The 14,093-nt window shown below is 73.8% G+C and carries 12 protein-coding genes, 1 pseudogene and 1 riboswitch; of the genes and pseudogenes, 3 read left to right on the top strand and 10 right to left on the bottom strand.

The features are described from left to right. Positions 1-21 precede the first annotated feature (21 nt). Positions 22-585, top strand: a complete 564-nt coding sequence (locus ACHAAC_RS03295) for an antibiotic biosynthesis monooxygenase (RefSeq protein ID WP_435714503.1) — start codon at positions 22-24, stop codon at positions 583-585. Between the two features lie 3 nt (positions 586-588). On the opposite strand, the gene ACHAAC_RS03290 is transcribed toward ACHAAC_RS03295, so the two are convergent. Both ACHAAC_RS03290 and ACHAAC_RS03285 read right to left on the bottom strand, forming a co-directional pair. Next, a complete protein-coding gene (locus ACHAAC_RS03290; RefSeq protein ID WP_435714502.1) occupies positions 589-1,077 on the bottom strand; it encodes a universal stress protein in 489 nt (162 codons plus the stop codon). Positions 1,078-1,100: 23 nt separating this feature from the next. Next, positions 1,101-2,468 (bottom strand): APC family permease, encoded by a 1,368-nt coding sequence (locus tag ACHAAC_RS03285; protein ID WP_435714501.1) that lies wholly within the window; start codon positions 2,466-2,468, stop codon positions 1,101-1,103. 105 nt (positions 2,469-2,573) lie between these two features. Here ACHAAC_RS03285 and ACHAAC_RS03280 point away from each other — a divergent pair, with 105 nt between their 5' ends. Further along, a complete protein-coding gene (locus ACHAAC_RS03280) occupies positions 2,574-4,076 on the top strand; it encodes a cobyric acid synthase (RefSeq protein WP_435714500.1) in 1,503 nt (500 codons plus the stop codon). Positions 4,077-4,195: 119 nt separating this feature from the next. Beyond that, complete coding sequence (locus ACHAAC_RS03275) at positions 4,196-4,936, top strand: cobalt-precorrin-6A reductase (RefSeq protein WP_435714499.1); 741 nt, start codon at positions 4,196-4,198, stop codon at positions 4,934-4,936. Between the two features lie 29 nt (positions 4,937-4,965). On the opposite strand, the gene ACHAAC_RS03270 is transcribed toward ACHAAC_RS03275, so the two are convergent. The 8 genes and pseudogenes from ACHAAC_RS03270 to ACHAAC_RS03235 form a co-directional block, all read right to left on the bottom strand. Beyond that, positions 4,966-5,940 carry a cobalamin biosynthesis protein gene (locus ACHAAC_RS03270; protein ID WP_435714498.1) on the bottom strand — a complete coding sequence of 325 codons (975 nt, stop codon included), beginning with the start codon at positions 5,938-5,940 and terminating at the stop codon, positions 4,966-4,968. After that, positions 5,937-7,010 (bottom strand): nicotinate-nucleotide--dimethylbenzimidazole phosphoribosyltransferase, encoded by a 1,074-nt coding sequence (gene cobT, locus ACHAAC_RS03265; protein WP_435714497.1) that lies wholly within the window; start codon positions 7,008-7,010, stop codon positions 5,937-5,939. Before cobT ends, ACHAAC_RS03270 begins: the two co-directional genes overlap by 4 nt. A gap of 135 nt (positions 7,011-7,145) precedes the next feature. Further along, entirely contained in the window at positions 7,146-7,598 is a 453-nt protein-coding gene (locus tag ACHAAC_RS03260; RefSeq protein ID WP_435714496.1) for a histidine phosphatase family protein, read from the bottom strand. An 8-nt stretch (positions 7,599-7,606) separates the two neighbouring features. Beyond that, positions 7,607-8,347: a uroporphyrinogen-III C-methyltransferase gene (gene cobA, locus ACHAAC_RS03255; protein ID WP_435714773.1), complete on the bottom strand. Its 741-nt coding sequence runs from the start codon at positions 8,345-8,347 to the stop codon at positions 7,607-7,609. A 54-nt stretch (positions 8,348-8,401) separates the two neighbouring features. After that, positions 8,402-8,608 (bottom strand): annotated as a pseudogene (locus tag ACHAAC_RS03250) (NAD(P)-dependent oxidoreductase); the annotation flags it as partial. Continuing rightward, positions 8,605-11,073 carry a cobyrinate a,c-diamide synthase gene (locus tag ACHAAC_RS03245; protein WP_435714495.1) on the bottom strand — a complete coding sequence of 823 codons (2,469 nt, stop codon included), beginning with the start codon at positions 11,071-11,073 and terminating at the stop codon, positions 8,605-8,607. The gene ACHAAC_RS03245 and the pseudogene ACHAAC_RS03250, both read right to left, overlap by 4 nt. Beyond that, positions 11,067-11,681, bottom strand: a complete 615-nt coding sequence (gene cobO / locus ACHAAC_RS03240) for a cob(I)yrinic acid a,c-diamide adenosyltransferase (protein ID WP_435714494.1) — start codon at positions 11,679-11,681, stop codon at positions 11,067-11,069. The genes ACHAAC_RS03245 and cobO overlap by 7 nt, the downstream gene beginning before the upstream one ends. Continuing rightward, positions 11,681-13,870: a VWA domain-containing protein gene (locus ACHAAC_RS03235; RefSeq protein WP_435714493.1), complete on the bottom strand. Its 2,190-nt coding sequence runs from the start codon at positions 13,868-13,870 to the stop codon at positions 11,681-11,683. Before ACHAAC_RS03235 ends, cobO begins: the two co-directional genes overlap by 1 nt. Next, positions 13,867-14,022: riboswitch (cobalamin riboswitch) on the bottom strand. Its footprint overlaps the gene before it by 4 nt. Between the last annotated feature and the right edge of the window lie 71 nt (positions 14,023-14,093).

Genomic DNA, 14,093 nt, shown 5'->3' with positions numbered 1-14,093 from the left:
TGCCGACCCTAGGGTGGAGGCATGCCCGGACCCGTCACCGTCTCCATCACCCGCCACGTGGATCCCGCCCAGGAGATGCAGATGCTCGCCTGGCTGCGGGCCGGGATGGAGATGGCCGAGCGGTTCGACGGCTTCCTCGGATCCGGCTGGGTGCGGCCGTCACCCGGGTCCGCCGAGTGGCACATGCTCTACCGCTTCGCCGACGCCGACCACCTCGAGGGCTGGATGACCTCCGAGCAGCGCCGCTGGTGGCTGGACTCGGCCCAGGGCCTCGTCGATGAGTCGATGCTGGAGCGGCGCACGGGGATCGAGGGCTGGTTCGACGAACCGTCCAGCGTGGACGTCGAGGACCTGCGGCCGGCGCCTGCACCTCCACCGCGCTGGAAGCAGATGGTGGCGATCTTCATCGTGTTCTGGCCGCTCAGCCTGGTGACGAACACGCTGGGTGCGTGGGCGGCGCCGGACCTGTGGCTGCCCGCACGCGTCACGCTCACCGTGTGCCTCATGACGCCGCTCATGACCTACCTGCTGCTGCCGTGGATCACCGGGTTGCTGGCGCCCTGGCTGAGTCGCCGTCGCGCCTGAGCGTCAGTCCTGCTTCCGAGCCTTGCTCGCGGTCTTGCGGGCCGGCTTCTTGGGCTTCTGGCCGGGACGGTGCACGAGCACCGGGCACGTCGCCTGGTTCATGACCCGGTGCGCCACCGAGCCCATCAGGACGGCCTGGGTGCGGGTGCTCTGGCTGGCGATGACGATGAGCCCGGAGCCGAACCGGTTCGCCGCCTTGATGATCTCCGAGGACGGTGAGCCGCTGTAGATGTGGGTGCTGACCGGCGGGCCCCAGTCCGCCAGGGCCTCGGACAGCTGCTGTGTCGCCTTCTCCGCGGATCGGCGGAAGGACAGCTCGTCGATGGACTGCTTGCCCCCGCTGTCGTCGCCCGCGAAGGGCACGGCGGCGAGCGGGCTGACGACGGCCACGACGCCGACCTTGGTGACGCTCTCGGGGTCGACGATCGAGCGCAGGAACGTGGCGGAGGCCAACGACTGACGTGATCCGTCCGTGGCGATGAGGATGTGCATGGTGGTGCTCCTGTCGGGTCGGCTCAGCCGGCGATCTCGTCGGCGTCGATGGGCGGGGGATCTGCGCGGGTGAAGGCGTTGTTGACGAAGTAGAGGACGACGCCGACCGCGAGGATGCCGGCGCACCACACGATGGATCCCGGATCGTCCCACATCGTGTAGAGCAGGATGGCGAGGTTGGCGACGACGCCGAGCACCAGGATCCACGTGGGAGCCCGGTAGTGGTCGTGGTCCATCGGGGCGCCGCGGAGCTTCAGCGCCGCCAGGCAGACCATGCCGTAGACGACGATGAGGAACAGCACCGTGACGGTGGCGAGCCGGTCGACGTCGGCGAGTGCCAGCAGCAGGCACACCATGCCCGCGGTGAAGATGATGGAGACCCAAGGAGTGCGCCGCACCGGGTGGGTCTTGGCGAAGACCCTGGGCACGATGCCCTGCTTGGCCATCCCGTACATGATGCGCGACTGCGCGACGAGCGAGACGAGGGCGGTGTTGGTGACGGCGACCAGCGCGATGGCCGAGAACAGCGCCGACGGCACGGGCAGCGGGCCGTACTCCACGACGGTGAGGAGGCTGCCGCCGCTGCCCTCGTCGGCGCCGAGCTCGTCGATGGGGGCGACCATCGCCGCGATGAACGCGATGATGACGTAGAGGACACCGGCCAGCGTCATCCCGCCCAGCAGCGCCTTGGGGAACACCCGGGTGGGCTCGCGGGTCTCCTCGGCGATGTTGGCGGCGTTCTCGAAGCCGGTCATGGCGAAGAACGCCAGCGCCACGCCACTGAGGACGACCAGGCCCGCGTTGCCGTCGTTGAGCTGGAACGGCTGGTCAAGGTTGGCCTCGCCGCTGCCCACCACCATCACCCCGATGATGAGGATGAGCACCAGGCCGGTGCTCTCGACGAGCGTCATGACCATGTTGGCCCAGACGGACTCGGTGATGCCGCGGAAGTTCAGCAGTGACAGCGCCACGATGAACGCGATGGCCACCACTGTCGTCGGCACGCCGCCGATGAGCGACTGGAAGTACGGGCCGCCGAAGACGCGGGCCAGCGTCCCGGCTGCGGCGATCGTCGCGGCGAGCAGGCAGAAGGTCACGAGGAAGGTGAGTGGGCGGTTGCCGAACGCCTTGTGGGTGTAGAGCGCCGCCCCGGCGGCCTGCGGGTACTTGGTGATCAGCTCGGCGTAGGCGAAGCCGGTGAGCAGCGCGACCGAGACGCCGACGACGAAGGAGAGCCAGAACGCGCCGCCGACGGTGAAGGCCATGACACCGATGAGCGCATAGATGCCGGAGCCGAGCACGTCGCCGAGGACGTAGAAGAAGAGCAGCCGGCCCGTGATGGAGCGCTGCAGCTCCTCGGCTTGGCGTGGCACGGCATCACTGTCAGCCATGGGCTCCCCTCGGTGGTCCGTCTCATCGTGGCGGCGCGTCCCTCGGTGCGCAAGCCCTGGGCGGCTCCGGCGGGTCGGCGGTCAGCGGGCCCTAGGGTGTGTCGCATGCCCGGCTCGTTGCTCGTCGCCGGCACGACCTCCGACGCCGGCAAGAGCGTCGTGACGACCGGTCTGTGCCGGGCCCTCGCGCGCCGTGGCCTGCGGGTCGCGCCGTACAAGGCGCAGAACATGTCCAACAACTCGATGGTCGTCGCGCACCCGGACGGGGGCGGGGCCGAGATCGGCCGGGCGCAGTGGGTGCAGGCCCTGGCCGCCGGGGCCGTGCCGGAGCCGGCGATGAACCCGGTCCTGCTCAAGCCCGGGGGCGACCGGCGCAGCCACGTCGTCGTGATGGGGCGTCCCGCGGGTGAGGTCTCGGCCAGCGACTTCGTCGACGGCCGACGACACCTCGCGCGTGCGGCGCACGACGCGTACGACGACCTCGCAGGGCGGTTCGACGTCGTGGTGGCCGAGGGCGCCGGCAGTCCTGCGGAGATCAACCTGCGCTCGTCGGACTACGTCAACATGGGGCTGGCGCAGCACGCGTCGATGCCGACGGTGGTGGTCGGCGACATCGACCGCGGAGGCGTGTTCGCCGCGATGCTCGGCACCGTCGCCCTGCTGGACGCGTCGGACCAGGCGCTCGTGGCGGGGTTCGTCGTCAACAAATTCCGCGGTGACCCGTCGCTCCTGACCCCCGGGCTCGATCGGCTGGAGGCGCTCACCGGGCGGCGCGTCTACGGCGTGCTGCCGTGGGACCCGACGCTGTGGCTGGACTCCGAGGACGCGCTCGACCTCGAGGGCCGTCGCTCGAGCGGGTCCGGCCTGCGCGTGGCCGTCGTGCGGCTGCCCCGGATCAGCAACTTCACCGACGTCGACGCGCTGGGCATCGAGCCGGGCGTCGACGTCGTGTTCGTCTCCGAGCCGCGTGACCTCGCCGGGGCCGACCTCGTCGTCCTGCCCGGCACTCGGTCGACGGTCGAGGACCTCGCATGGCTCCGCTCGCGCGGGCTGGACCGGGCCGTCGAGCAGCACGTCGCGTCGGGACGGTCGGTGCTCGGCATCTGCGGCGGGTTCCAGATGCTCGGCCGCAGGATGCTGGACCCCGACGGCGTCGAGAGTGGCGAGCCCGCCGACGTGCCGGGCCTGGGGCTGCTCGACGTCGAGACGCGGTTCGCGGCGGAGAAGGTGCTGCGCCTGCCGGTCGGCGAGGCCTTCGGGCAGCCGGTCAGCGGCTACGAGATCCACCACGGGCGCATCACGACGGGCCTCGACGAGCAGTTCCTCGGTGGCGCGCGTCGGGGGTCGGTGCACGGCACGATGTGGCACGGGAGCCTGGAGTCGGACGGGTTCCGGCGCGCCCTGCTGGCGCGGGTCGCCGAGGCGTCCGGGGTGGACCTGCCGGCCTCGGACGTCTCGTTCGCGGCGCTGCGCGAGGCGCGGCTGGACCGCCTCGGGGACCTCGTCGAGGAGCACCTCGACGTCGACGCCCTGCTGGCCCTCGCCCGCGACGGCGTCGGGCCCGTCCCGCTGCTCCCTCCCGGCGCCCCGACTCCCCGAGATTCGTGAGCGCCCGCACCCGAAAGACCGTCAGGCCGTGGTTCTGGGTGCCGGGGCTCACACATCGTGGGTGGCTAGGCTGGGTCGGTGAGCGCCCTGACTGATGTCTCGACTCCAGAGGGGCCGGCATGATCCTCGTGCTCGGCGGCACGGGTGAGGCGCGGGAGCTGGCGCGGCTGCTGCAGGAGTCCGGGGTCCGGTTCGAGTCGTCGCTCGCGGGCCGGGTGGCGCGGCCTCGGATGCCGGAGGGTGCGGTGCGGATCGGCGGGTTCGGTGGCGTCGACGGTCTGCGCGCCCACCTGCGCAACGCCGGGGTCACCGCCGTGGTGGACGCGACGCACCCCTTCGCTGCAGGCATCACGCGCAACGCCGCAGTGGCCTGTGCCGCGGAGGGCGTCCCGCTGCTGCGGCTCGAGCGGCCCGGCTGGACCGAGCACCAGGCGGCGGCGTCCTGGCACTGGGTGGACGACCACGCCGCGGCCGCGCTCGCCGCGGCCGCGCTCGGCAGCAGGCCGTTCCTGACGGTGGGACGGCAGTCGCTGGCGCGCTTCACGGGGCCGCTCGGAGAGAGCGATGCCCTCGTGCGCGTCGTCGACGCCCCGGACGTCGAGCTGCCACCGCGCTGGACCGTGCTGCACAGCCGTGGTCCCTACGACGCGGCGTCCGAGCGGGAGCTGATGGACCGGCACGGGGTGGACGTCGTGGTCACCAAGGACTCCGGCGGCAAGCACACCGTCGCCAAGCTCGACGTTGCCGCCCGGCTGGACGTCCCCGTCGTGGTCGTCTCGCGGCCCCCGTCACCGGCCGGCATCGCGACGACGCCCGACGTCGAGGCCTCCGTCGCGTGGTCCTTGCGCCACGATCTGTGAGCACCTGCCCCCAAGACGGCCCCCATGCGTCATGTCGTGTGCAGGCGCTCACGAATCTTGAGGACCAGGGGTGGAAGGACGAGGGTGCCGAGGACGGCGGTGGCAGCCGTGGCGAGGTCGACGGCGCGGGCGAGACGGGTCGCGCGGGTGATGTCGCCGCGCTCGGGGGCGGGGCCGTCGCCGAGGGTGTGGCGATCCTCGACCTGCCCGGCGTAGACGTTCACGCCACCGAGGGTGATGCCGAGCGCACCGGCGAAGGTCGCCTCCACCGGACCGGCGTTCGGACTGGGGTGATGCGGCGCGTCCCGACGCCAGGCGCGCGCCGCGGCGGCGGGTGACCCGGCCACGACGGGAGCCGTCACCGCCGCGGCCACGGCCGCGACGCGGGCGGGCACGAGGTTGAGCAGGTCGTCCAGGCGGGCCGCCGCCCACCCGAACCGCTCCAGTCGCGGGGTGCGGTGCCCCACCATCGCGTCGAGCGTGTTGGCCGCGCGGTAGCCGAGCAGACCCGGCACGCCCGCGACGGCGCCGGCCAGCAGCGGGGCGACGACGGCGTCCGACGTGTTCTCGGCGACCGACTCGATCGTCGCCCGCACGACCGCGGCCTCGTCGAGCCCGGACGGGTCACGGCCCACGAGGTGGGTGACGCGCCGGCGGGCGGCGGGGAGGTCGCCGGCTGCCAGCAGGTCGCCGACCGTGTGGGCCTCGCGCTCCAGCGAACGCCCCCCGAGCACGGTCCAGGTGGCCAGTGCGGTGGTCACGACCTCCGCCGTCGGCCCGACCCTGCGTGCGCCACGCTCGGCGACGAGCCCGAGTGCGACGGCGCCACCGACCAGTGTCGCGACGTGCAGGACACCGGCCGGACGTGCGTCGGCATAGGTCCGTCTCTCCAGGGCGGCGGCGACGCGTCCGAAGCCGGCCACGGGGTGGCCGCGTCGTGGGTCGCCCAGCGCGAGGTCGAGGACGAACCCGAGCACCAGGCCCCGGGCCCGCGGTGAGGTCACAGGACGTCGCGCAGGAGGGCCGTCTCGGACAGCAGCAGGGCGGCCGAGCGGAGCAGGGGCACGGCGGCCACGGCGCCGCTGCCCTCGCCCAGGCGCATCCCGACGTCGATGATCGGCTCCAGCCCGAGCTTGTCCAGTGCAAGGCCCTGGGCGGGCTCGGTCGAGCGGTGCCCCGCGACGAACCACGCGCTCGCACCCGGCGCGAGGTCCTCGGCCGTCAGGGCGCAGGCGACGGAGATGAGCCCGTCCAGCACGACCGGGACGCCGGACCGGGCCGCCTCGACGAGGAAGGCGACCGTGGCGGCGAGATCGGCACTGCCGAGCGCGGTCAGGCGGTCGACGGCATCGTCGACACGGCCGCCGGCGCGGGTCAGGGCCGCATCGACGACCGCCGTCTTGTGCACGAGGGCGGTCTCGTCGATGCCGGTGCCGCGTCCCACGACCTCGGCAGCGGGCAGGCCCAGCGACGCCGCCACGAGCGCGGCGCTCGGGGTGGTGTTGCCGATGCCCATGTCGCCGCCGATCAGCAGGTCGGCCCCGGCCGCGATCTCCTCGGCGGCCACGACGGTCCCGACGGCGAGGGCCTGCTCGGTCTCCGCCCGGGTCAGGGCGTCCTCGACGTGGATGGCGCCGCTGCCGCGCCGCACCTTGTGCGCGGTGACGGCAGGGTCCACCCCCGCCAGGTCGTCATCGACCCCGAGGTCGAGCACCCTGAGCCCGACGTCGTGCTGGCGGGCCAGGACGCACACGCCGGCGGTCCCGGCGACGAAGCTCCGCACCATGGCGGGGGTGACGGCCGGCGGGTAGGCCGAGACCCCGTGTGCCGCGACCCCGTGGTCGCCGGCGAAGACGACGGCGTGCACCGAGTGAGGCGGCGCCGGCGGGACCCGTCCCTGCACGCCGGCGAGCCACACCCCCAGCTCGCCGAGTCGACCGAGCGCCCCGGCAGGCGTCGCGAGCCCGGCGAGGCGCTCCGAGGCGGCGTCGATCACTGCAGCGTCGGGCGTGGGGACCGCGCGGCTCGGCGTTTCCCGGTGCTGGCGGGCGGCGTCACGACAGGGCTGACTCACGGGGGCCTCCTGAGGGATTCCTGCGTCCCGGTGGTGGATGGGCTGTCCACGGCGGGGTCTGACTCCACCCGGAGCGGGTGTCACAGTAGCGCGACTGTGCCGGAATCTCACCGGCTTCCTCGACCGCGGACGCGCTCAGCATAGGACATCGGCACGCCAGCCGGGAGGGGTTGCACGGGTGACGAGACGCAGGACCGAGCCGTTGCCCGGGACCGTCGGAGCCAGGCCCGCGAGGAGGTGGGCGGCGTACCCGATGACGTCGCCGTGGGTCACCAGCAGGGTGCCGGGCGCGGGCACCGACGCCACGACCGCCCGGATGCGGGCCTCGACCGACTCCCACGTCTCGTCCAGCCCCCGCTCCACGAGCAGCGGGTCCTCCCGGACGTCGAGCCCCAGCCGGGTGGCGACGATCGCGGCGCTCTCGGTGGCGCGACGGGCCGGGGAGGTCACGATGCCGGTGACCCCGGACTCCAGGAGCGTCTGCGTCGCCTCCTCCACCTGGGCCCGGCCGAGGTCGGTGAGCGGTGGGGTGGGGTCCTGGCCCTGCATCCGTCCGGCGGCGTTCCACGTGGACTCGCCGTGACGCATCCACAGGATCACGGCAGGTCGGCGATGTCGGCCACCTCGCCGATGACGGCAATGGCCGGAGGCCCGACCTGGGCCTTCTCGCTGAGCTCGGTGATCGTGCTGACCGTCCCGCGCACACGGACCTGGCTGGGCAGCGTCGCGTCGGCCACGACGAGGGCCGGTGTCCCGGGCGGGAGGCCGTGGTCGACGAGGCTCTCGCAGATGGCCTCCAGGGTGCGCACACCCATGAGCACCACGAGCGTCGTGCCGGCGCGGGCCAGGGCGGCGTAGTCGAGGGTCGAGGTCGGGTCGTCGGGAGGAACGTGCCCGGAGACGACGGTGAATCCCTGCGTCAGCCCGCGGTGGGTGACGGGCACACCCGCGGCGGCCGGCCCGGCGATCGACGACGACACCCCCGGCACGACGCGCACCTCGACGCCTGCCCGAGCGCACGCGACGGCCTCCTCGCCGCCACGTCCGAAGACGAAGGAGTCACCGCCCTTGAAGCGGACCACGTGCCGTCCGGCCTTGGCCCCGTCGATGAGCATCCGGTTGATCTCGGTCTGGTCCGTGCTGCGTCCGCCCGGGATCTTCCCGACGTCGACGATCTCGGCGTGTGCCGGTGCCCAGCGCAGGGCGGCGAGGGGAGCGAGCCGGTCGGCCACGACGAGGTCGGCGCACTCCAGCGCCTCCCGTCCCGCGACGGTCACCAGCCCCGGGTCCCCGGGACCACCGCCGACCAGGGTGACCCGGCCGGGTCCACCGCGCACGGGTCCGCTGCCTGGCGGGACGTCCTCGCGTGGACGGGGGTGCACGACGAGGTCGGCCGCGGCGAGGTCGTGCTCGTGAGGTGCTCGATGCTCCCACCGGATGAGTCCTCGGTCGGCCAGGTCGTCGATGGCGGGGCAGACCTCGGGGGCCGCCACGGTGACGTCGGCGCCGGCGTCCAGCAGCGCGCCCACCTCGGCCGCCGCCGCGGCGTCGCCGCCGACCACGAGGACCCGGCGGGCGGTGACATCCAGACCGCTCATCCCAGCTCGATCCGCAGCGTCGCGAGGAGCTTGCGCGTGACGTCGGGCCGACGCACCGACAGGCGCACCCAGGTGTCGTCGAGGCCGGGGAAGGTGTCGGCTCGACGCACCGCGAACCCCGCCTCGCGCAGCCGGGCGCGGACGCCGAGGCCGAGGCGCGCCAGCACGAACGGCGCCGGGCCGTGGACGAACGGGACGCCCAGCTCGGTGAGCCCGTCGGTGAGGACGGCGCGCTGGCGCACGAGGGCGGTGGCCCGGGCGGCGGACTCGGTGCGCGCCTGCTCCGAGGAGCACGCGTGCATCGCGGCGAGGGCCTGCGAGCCCACCGACCACGGCGTCTGCCGCTCGCGCAGCTGCGCGACGACGTCCTCGGCGCCCAGCACGTACCCGGCGCGGACTCCGGGGATGGTCCACAGCTTGGTCAGGCTGCGCACGACCAGCACGCCCGGGACGGGCTGCTCCGCCAAGGACTCCGGCTCACCGGGCAGTCCGTCCATGAAGGCCTCGTCGACGACGACGAGCCGCCCGGGGCGGCGCAGCGCGCGGATCTGGTCGGCGGGGTGCAGTACACCCGTGGGGTTGGTGGGGTTGCCGACGACGACGAGGTCGGCCTCCTCAGGGACCCGGTCGGGCTCGAGGGCGAACCCGGCTCCCGGGTCGCACAGCACACGCCGGACGGTGTGGCCGGCGCGCTGCAGGGCGACGTCGGGCTCGGTGAACTGCGGGTGCACGACGACCGGGCAGTGCCACGGTCGCAGCCCCGCGACGAGCGTGAACGCCTCCGCGGCACCCGCGGTCGCGAGCACCTCGGCCGGGCGGCGGCCGTGGCGTCGTGCGACGGCGGTCTCGGCGTCGGTGGGGTCCGGGTAGTGCGTCGGGTCGGCCGACGTGAGCGCCTCGTCGAGCCAGGTGGGGCGAGGCCCGTCGAAGGTGTTGACCGCGACGTCGACGAGCCCCTCGGCGAGCTCGCGGTCGCCGTGCCAGGAGGTGTCGGGGTGCTCGACGTCGTGGCGCGAGCGGGCGGCGTCGAGACGGTGAGCGGGCGTCGCGGCTTCGCACGGGATCGTGGCCGAGGAGGTCGCGTCGGCCGGCGTCGCGGCTCGGGCGGCGGCGGCGAAGCGGTGCGCCATCTGGGGGTGGCCGGCCCAGTGCGTGTGCAGGTAGGAGGCGTGCACCGAGCCGTGGGCGAAGCCGGCCGGTCCCTGCGGGCCGGTCCAGGCCGCCGTGTCCGCGGCGACCGGGGAGACGAGGGTCCGGTGGAACTCGTGCCCGGTGACGCGGGTGCCTGCAGCGGCCACGAGAGAGTCCTGCGGCGCCACCCAGGTGCGGTAGGCCAGCGTCAGCCTGGGTGCCATGGCGGCCGTGGCGTCGAGCGCGCCCACCATCGGGGCGCCGTCGACGGAGCGGCACAGGTAGAGCAGGCCGGCGCACTCCGCGTACGTGGGCAGCCCGGCCTCGACGGCGGCCCGCAGCGACGCGCGCAGCGGGGCGTTGGCCGACAGCCCGGCGGCATGCACCTCGGGGAAGCCGCCGCCGAGGTAGAGGGCGCTGGTGCCCTCCGGCAGGGCCTCGTCCGCGAGCGGGTCGAAGACCGCCACGTCGCACCCGAGAGCGGTGAGCATCTCGGTGGTCTCGGCGTAGCGGAACGTGAAGGCGCGGCCTCCGGCGACGGCCACGACGGGCCTGGCCCCGGAGGTGTCGGTGCCGGCGGGCGGCCCGGGGGGCTGCCACGGCCGGGCGTCGAGCGGCGGGGCCGTCCTGGCCAGGGCGACGACCTGCTCGAGGTCGACCGTGCGGGCGATGCTGTGCGCCAGGCGGTCCAGCGACTGCGCCGCGTCGTCGCGCTCGTCGGCGGGCACCAGCCCGAGGTGCCGGGAGGGTGCCACGACGGCGTCGTCGCGGAACAGGATGCCGAGCACGGGCACGCCGGTCTGCTCCATCGCGCGGCACACCTCGTCGGCGTGCCGCTGCGTGCCGACCTTGTTGAGGATGACGCCGACGACGCGGACGGTGGGGTCGAACGTGACCATGCCGTGCACGAGGGCGGCGATCGACCGGGAGGCGTGGGAGACGTCGACGACCAGGACGACGGGGCTGCCGGTGGCCTGGGCGACGTGGGCCGTGGACGCGAACCCGTCACCGCCGATGCGGCCGTCGTAGAGCCCCATGACGCCCTCGATGACCGCCAGGTCCGCCGGGGCGGGGCCGTCGATGCCGGCACCGTGGGCGAGCAACGGCCCCAGCTGGTCCTCGGCGACGAGGTGCGGGTCGAGGTTGCGGCCGGGGCGACCCGTCGCGAGGGCGTGGTAGCCCGGATCGATGTAGTCCGGCCCGACCTTGTGCCCCGACACCGTGTGCCCCGCACGTGAGAGGGCGGCCATCAGCCCCGTGGCGACGGTGGTCTTGCCGTGCCCGGACGCCGGAGCGGCGATCACCAGGCGCGGCAGGGGCGCGGCGCTCACCACTCGATCCCCCGTTGGCCCTTCTGGCCGCGGTCGAACGGGTGCTTGACGTGCTGCATCTCGGTGACGAGGTCGGCGACCTCGACGAGCCGGGCGTCGGCACGGCGCCCCGTGACGATGACATGCTGCCGGCCCGGCCTGAACGCCAAGGTCTCGACGACGTCGTCGACGTCGACCCAGCCCCACTGCATCGGGTAGGTGAACTCATCGAGCACGTAGAGGTCGTGCTGCTCCCGGGCGAGGCGACGCTTGACCTCGGCCCACCCCTCCGCGGCGTCGGCCGCATGATCCTCGACTGAGCCCTCCTTGCGGGACCACGACCAGCCCGAGCCCATCTTGTGCCACTCGATCGGCCCCCCGATCCCGGTCTCGTCGTGCAGCTCGGCGAGCCGCTCGAGGACCGTCTGCTCCCCGATGCGCCACTTGGCGGACTTCACGAACTGGAACACACCGATGTTCCAGCCCTGGTTCCACGCCCGCATCGCGAGCCCGAACGCGGCGGTGGACTTTCCCTTGCCGTCACCGGTGTGCACCATCAGCAGCGGCTGGTTGCGGCGCTGGCGCGTCGTGAGGCCGTCGTCGGGGACCGAGAGTGGCTGGCCCTGGGGCATCAGGCGGCCCCCCGGTCGCCGGCGGACGAGGGTCCCTGTTCTCCACGGACGACACCCGTGAGGGCCTCGGCGCTCACGTCGCCGAGCGGGACGTGCTCGGCACGCAGGGCGTCGGCCAGGCGTTGGCCGAGGCCAAGGCGGAAGCGGCCCGTCTCGCAGTCCACGACCACGCTCGCCACGCCGGTGTCGGCGACGTGGGCGGCGGCCTGCTGGGCGCGCACGAGCGGGTCGGCTCCGTGCGTCGCGCGGCCATCGGTGATCACGACGAGCAGGGGACGACGCCGCGGGTCGCGGACCTTCTCCAGCCTCAGCGCGTCGGCAGCCTGCAGCAGTCCCTCGGCGAGCGGGGTGCGGCCCCCGGCCGGCAGGTCCTCCAGGCGTCGGGCGGCGATGTCGATCGACGACGTCGGTGGCAGCGCGAGCTCGGCGTGGTCGGCGCGGAAGGTCACCAGCCCCACCTTGTCCCGACGCTGGTACGCGTCGAGCAGCAGCGACAGGATCGCGGTCTTGACCTGCTCCATGCGCCTGCGTGCCGCCATCGAGCCGGAGGCGTCGACGCAGAACAGGACCAGGTTGGACTCGTGCCCCTCACGGACCGCGACGCGCAGGTCGTCGGAGCGGAACATGATACGCCGGGCGGCGTCGTCGGCCGGCGGCCCGTCGGCCCGGCGCGCTGCCTGGTGGGGGGCGGCGGCGCGGATGGTCTCGGTGAGGTGGATGCCCCCGCCCTGACCGATCCGCCCGGCGCCGATGCGGCGTCCGTTGGAGGTGACGGCGCGGGAGCGACGCCCCGCCTCGCCGGCGCCCGTGCCGCGCACCGTGAACAGGCGCGGCCGATAGGGCTGCTGGGCCTGCACGACACTCGTCGGGTCCTGGCCACCGGGTGCCTGCGTCGGGGCGGGCTCGGCGTCGTCGGTGAGGTCCCGCGGCTCGGGCCCGTCCTCGCCCCCATGCTCCCCAGCCTCCCCGGGCTCGTCATCGGTGGAGCCCGTCGGTCCGTCGGGTGCGCGGGACGGATCCGAGGGGTCCTCGCCACCCTCGGGAGGCGCATCGAGGTCCGCCGGGTCCGTCTCGGGGCCACCCTCGGGCGCACCGTCGTCACCCGGGCCGTCGGTGTCGTCGTCGGGCGTGGGAGGCGGTTCGTCGTCGCCGAGGATCCGATCGAGCAGGTCCTCGTCGATGCCGGGCGCGTCGAAGGGGTTGCGCCGGCGCCGGTGCGGCAGCGAGAGCCGAGCGGCGGCGCGGATGTCCTCGCGCAGGATCTCCAGCCGACCGTTCCACGCGGCGTGGGCGGCCGCGGCACGGGCCGTGACGATGTCGGCGCGCATGCCGTCGACGTCGAACGCGGCGCACACCTGGGCGATCTTGAACAGGGCCCAGTCGCTCGGCTCGACCTTCTCCACGAGGCTCTGGGCGGAGCGGATCCGAGCGGTGAGGTCGGCCTCGGCCTCGGCGAAGCGGGCTCCGAAGGCGTCGGGATCGGACTCGAAGGAGATCCGTCGCCGCACGACCTCCACCCTCGTGGCGGGGTCCCGAGGGGCGGCGACCTCGACGGTGAGCCCGAACCGGTCGAGCAGCTGCGGGCGCAGCTCACCCTCCTCGGGGTTCATCGTGCCGACGAGCACGAAGTGGGCGGCATGCTCCACCGAGATGCCGTCCCGCTCGACCGTGGAACGGCCCATCGCGGCGGCGTCGAGCAGGAGGTCGACCAGGTGGTCGTGCAGGAGGTTGACCTCGTCGACGTAGAGGACTCCGCGGTGCGCCTTGGCCAGCAGGCCGGGCTCGTAGGTGGTGACGCCCTCGCTGAGTGCCTTCTCCAGGTGCAGCGACCCGAGGACGCGGTCCTCGGTCGCACCCACGGGCAGCTCCACGAGACGGACCGGGCGGGTCTCGACCTGCGGATCCGGGCCGAACGGGCCGTCGGGGGACAGGGGGGTGCGCTCACGCGGGTCGGTGGAGAAGCGGTCACCGGCGACGACGTCGATGGGCGGGAGGACGGAGGCCAGGGCGCGCACCATGGTCGACTTGGCGGTGCCCTTCTCCCCGCGCACCAGGACGCCGCCGACGGCGGGCGAGACGGTCGTGAGGACGAGGGCGAGCGCCATGTCGCCGAGATCGTCCGGCTCTGCGCCCACGACGGCGCTGAAGGGGTAGTGCTGTGGCATGAGGGCTCCCGCTCGATCTGCCATGCGATCAGCTCGAGGCCGGTCTTCGGACTTCCCGTCACCACCGAGGTGGCTCCGGGTCACCGCAGCGGACCCTGTGCCGGACTCTCACCGGCTTCCCGATTCTCCCCACCCGACGGTCGTCGTCGCGGGGCACCTCGAGCTGTTGGACCCCCACAGGCTACAGACACCGGACCCCGCCCGGGAGAAGACACCGTCACAGGGACCCGGACCGGTGTGCTCGGTA

It is taken from the genome of Aeromicrobium sp. CF4.19 (genome assembly GCF_051262555.1).
Lineage (GTDB): Bacteria > Actinomycetota > Actinomycetes > Propionibacteriales > Nocardioidaceae > Aeromicrobium.
The sequence above is the reverse complement of the archived record's forward strand: the minus strand, read 5'-3'. Positions and strand labels throughout refer to the sequence as shown.

Coding starts and splice junctions, on each gene's coding strand:
- ACHAAC_RS03295 (WP_435714503.1), top strand. CDS start 22: ATGCCCGGACCCGTCACCGTCTCCATCACCCGCCACGTGGATCCCGCC.
- ACHAAC_RS03290 (WP_435714502.1), bottom strand. CDS start 1,077: ATGCACATCCTCATCGCCACGGACGGATCACGTCAGTCGTTGGCCTCC.
- ACHAAC_RS03285 (WP_435714501.1), bottom strand. CDS start 2,468: ATGGCTGACAGTGATGCCGTGCCACGCCAAGCCGAGGAGCTGCAGCGC.
- ACHAAC_RS03280 (WP_435714500.1), top strand. CDS start 2,574: ATGCCCGGCTCGTTGCTCGTCGCCGGCACGACCTCCGACGCCGGCAAG.
- ACHAAC_RS03275 (WP_435714499.1), top strand. CDS start 4,196: ATGATCCTCGTGCTCGGCGGCACGGGTGAGGCGCGGGAGCTGGCGCGG.
- ACHAAC_RS03260 (WP_435714496.1), bottom strand. CDS start 7,598: ATGCGTCACGGCGAGTCCACGTGGAACGCCGCCGGACGGATGCAGGGC.
- cobO (WP_435714494.1), bottom strand. CDS start 11,681: ATGCCCCAGGGCCAGCCACTCTCGGTCCCCGACGACGGCCTCACGACG.
- ACHAAC_RS03235 (WP_435714493.1), bottom strand. CDS start 13,870: ATGGCAGATCGAGCGGGAGCCCTCATGCCACAGCACTACCCCTTCAGC.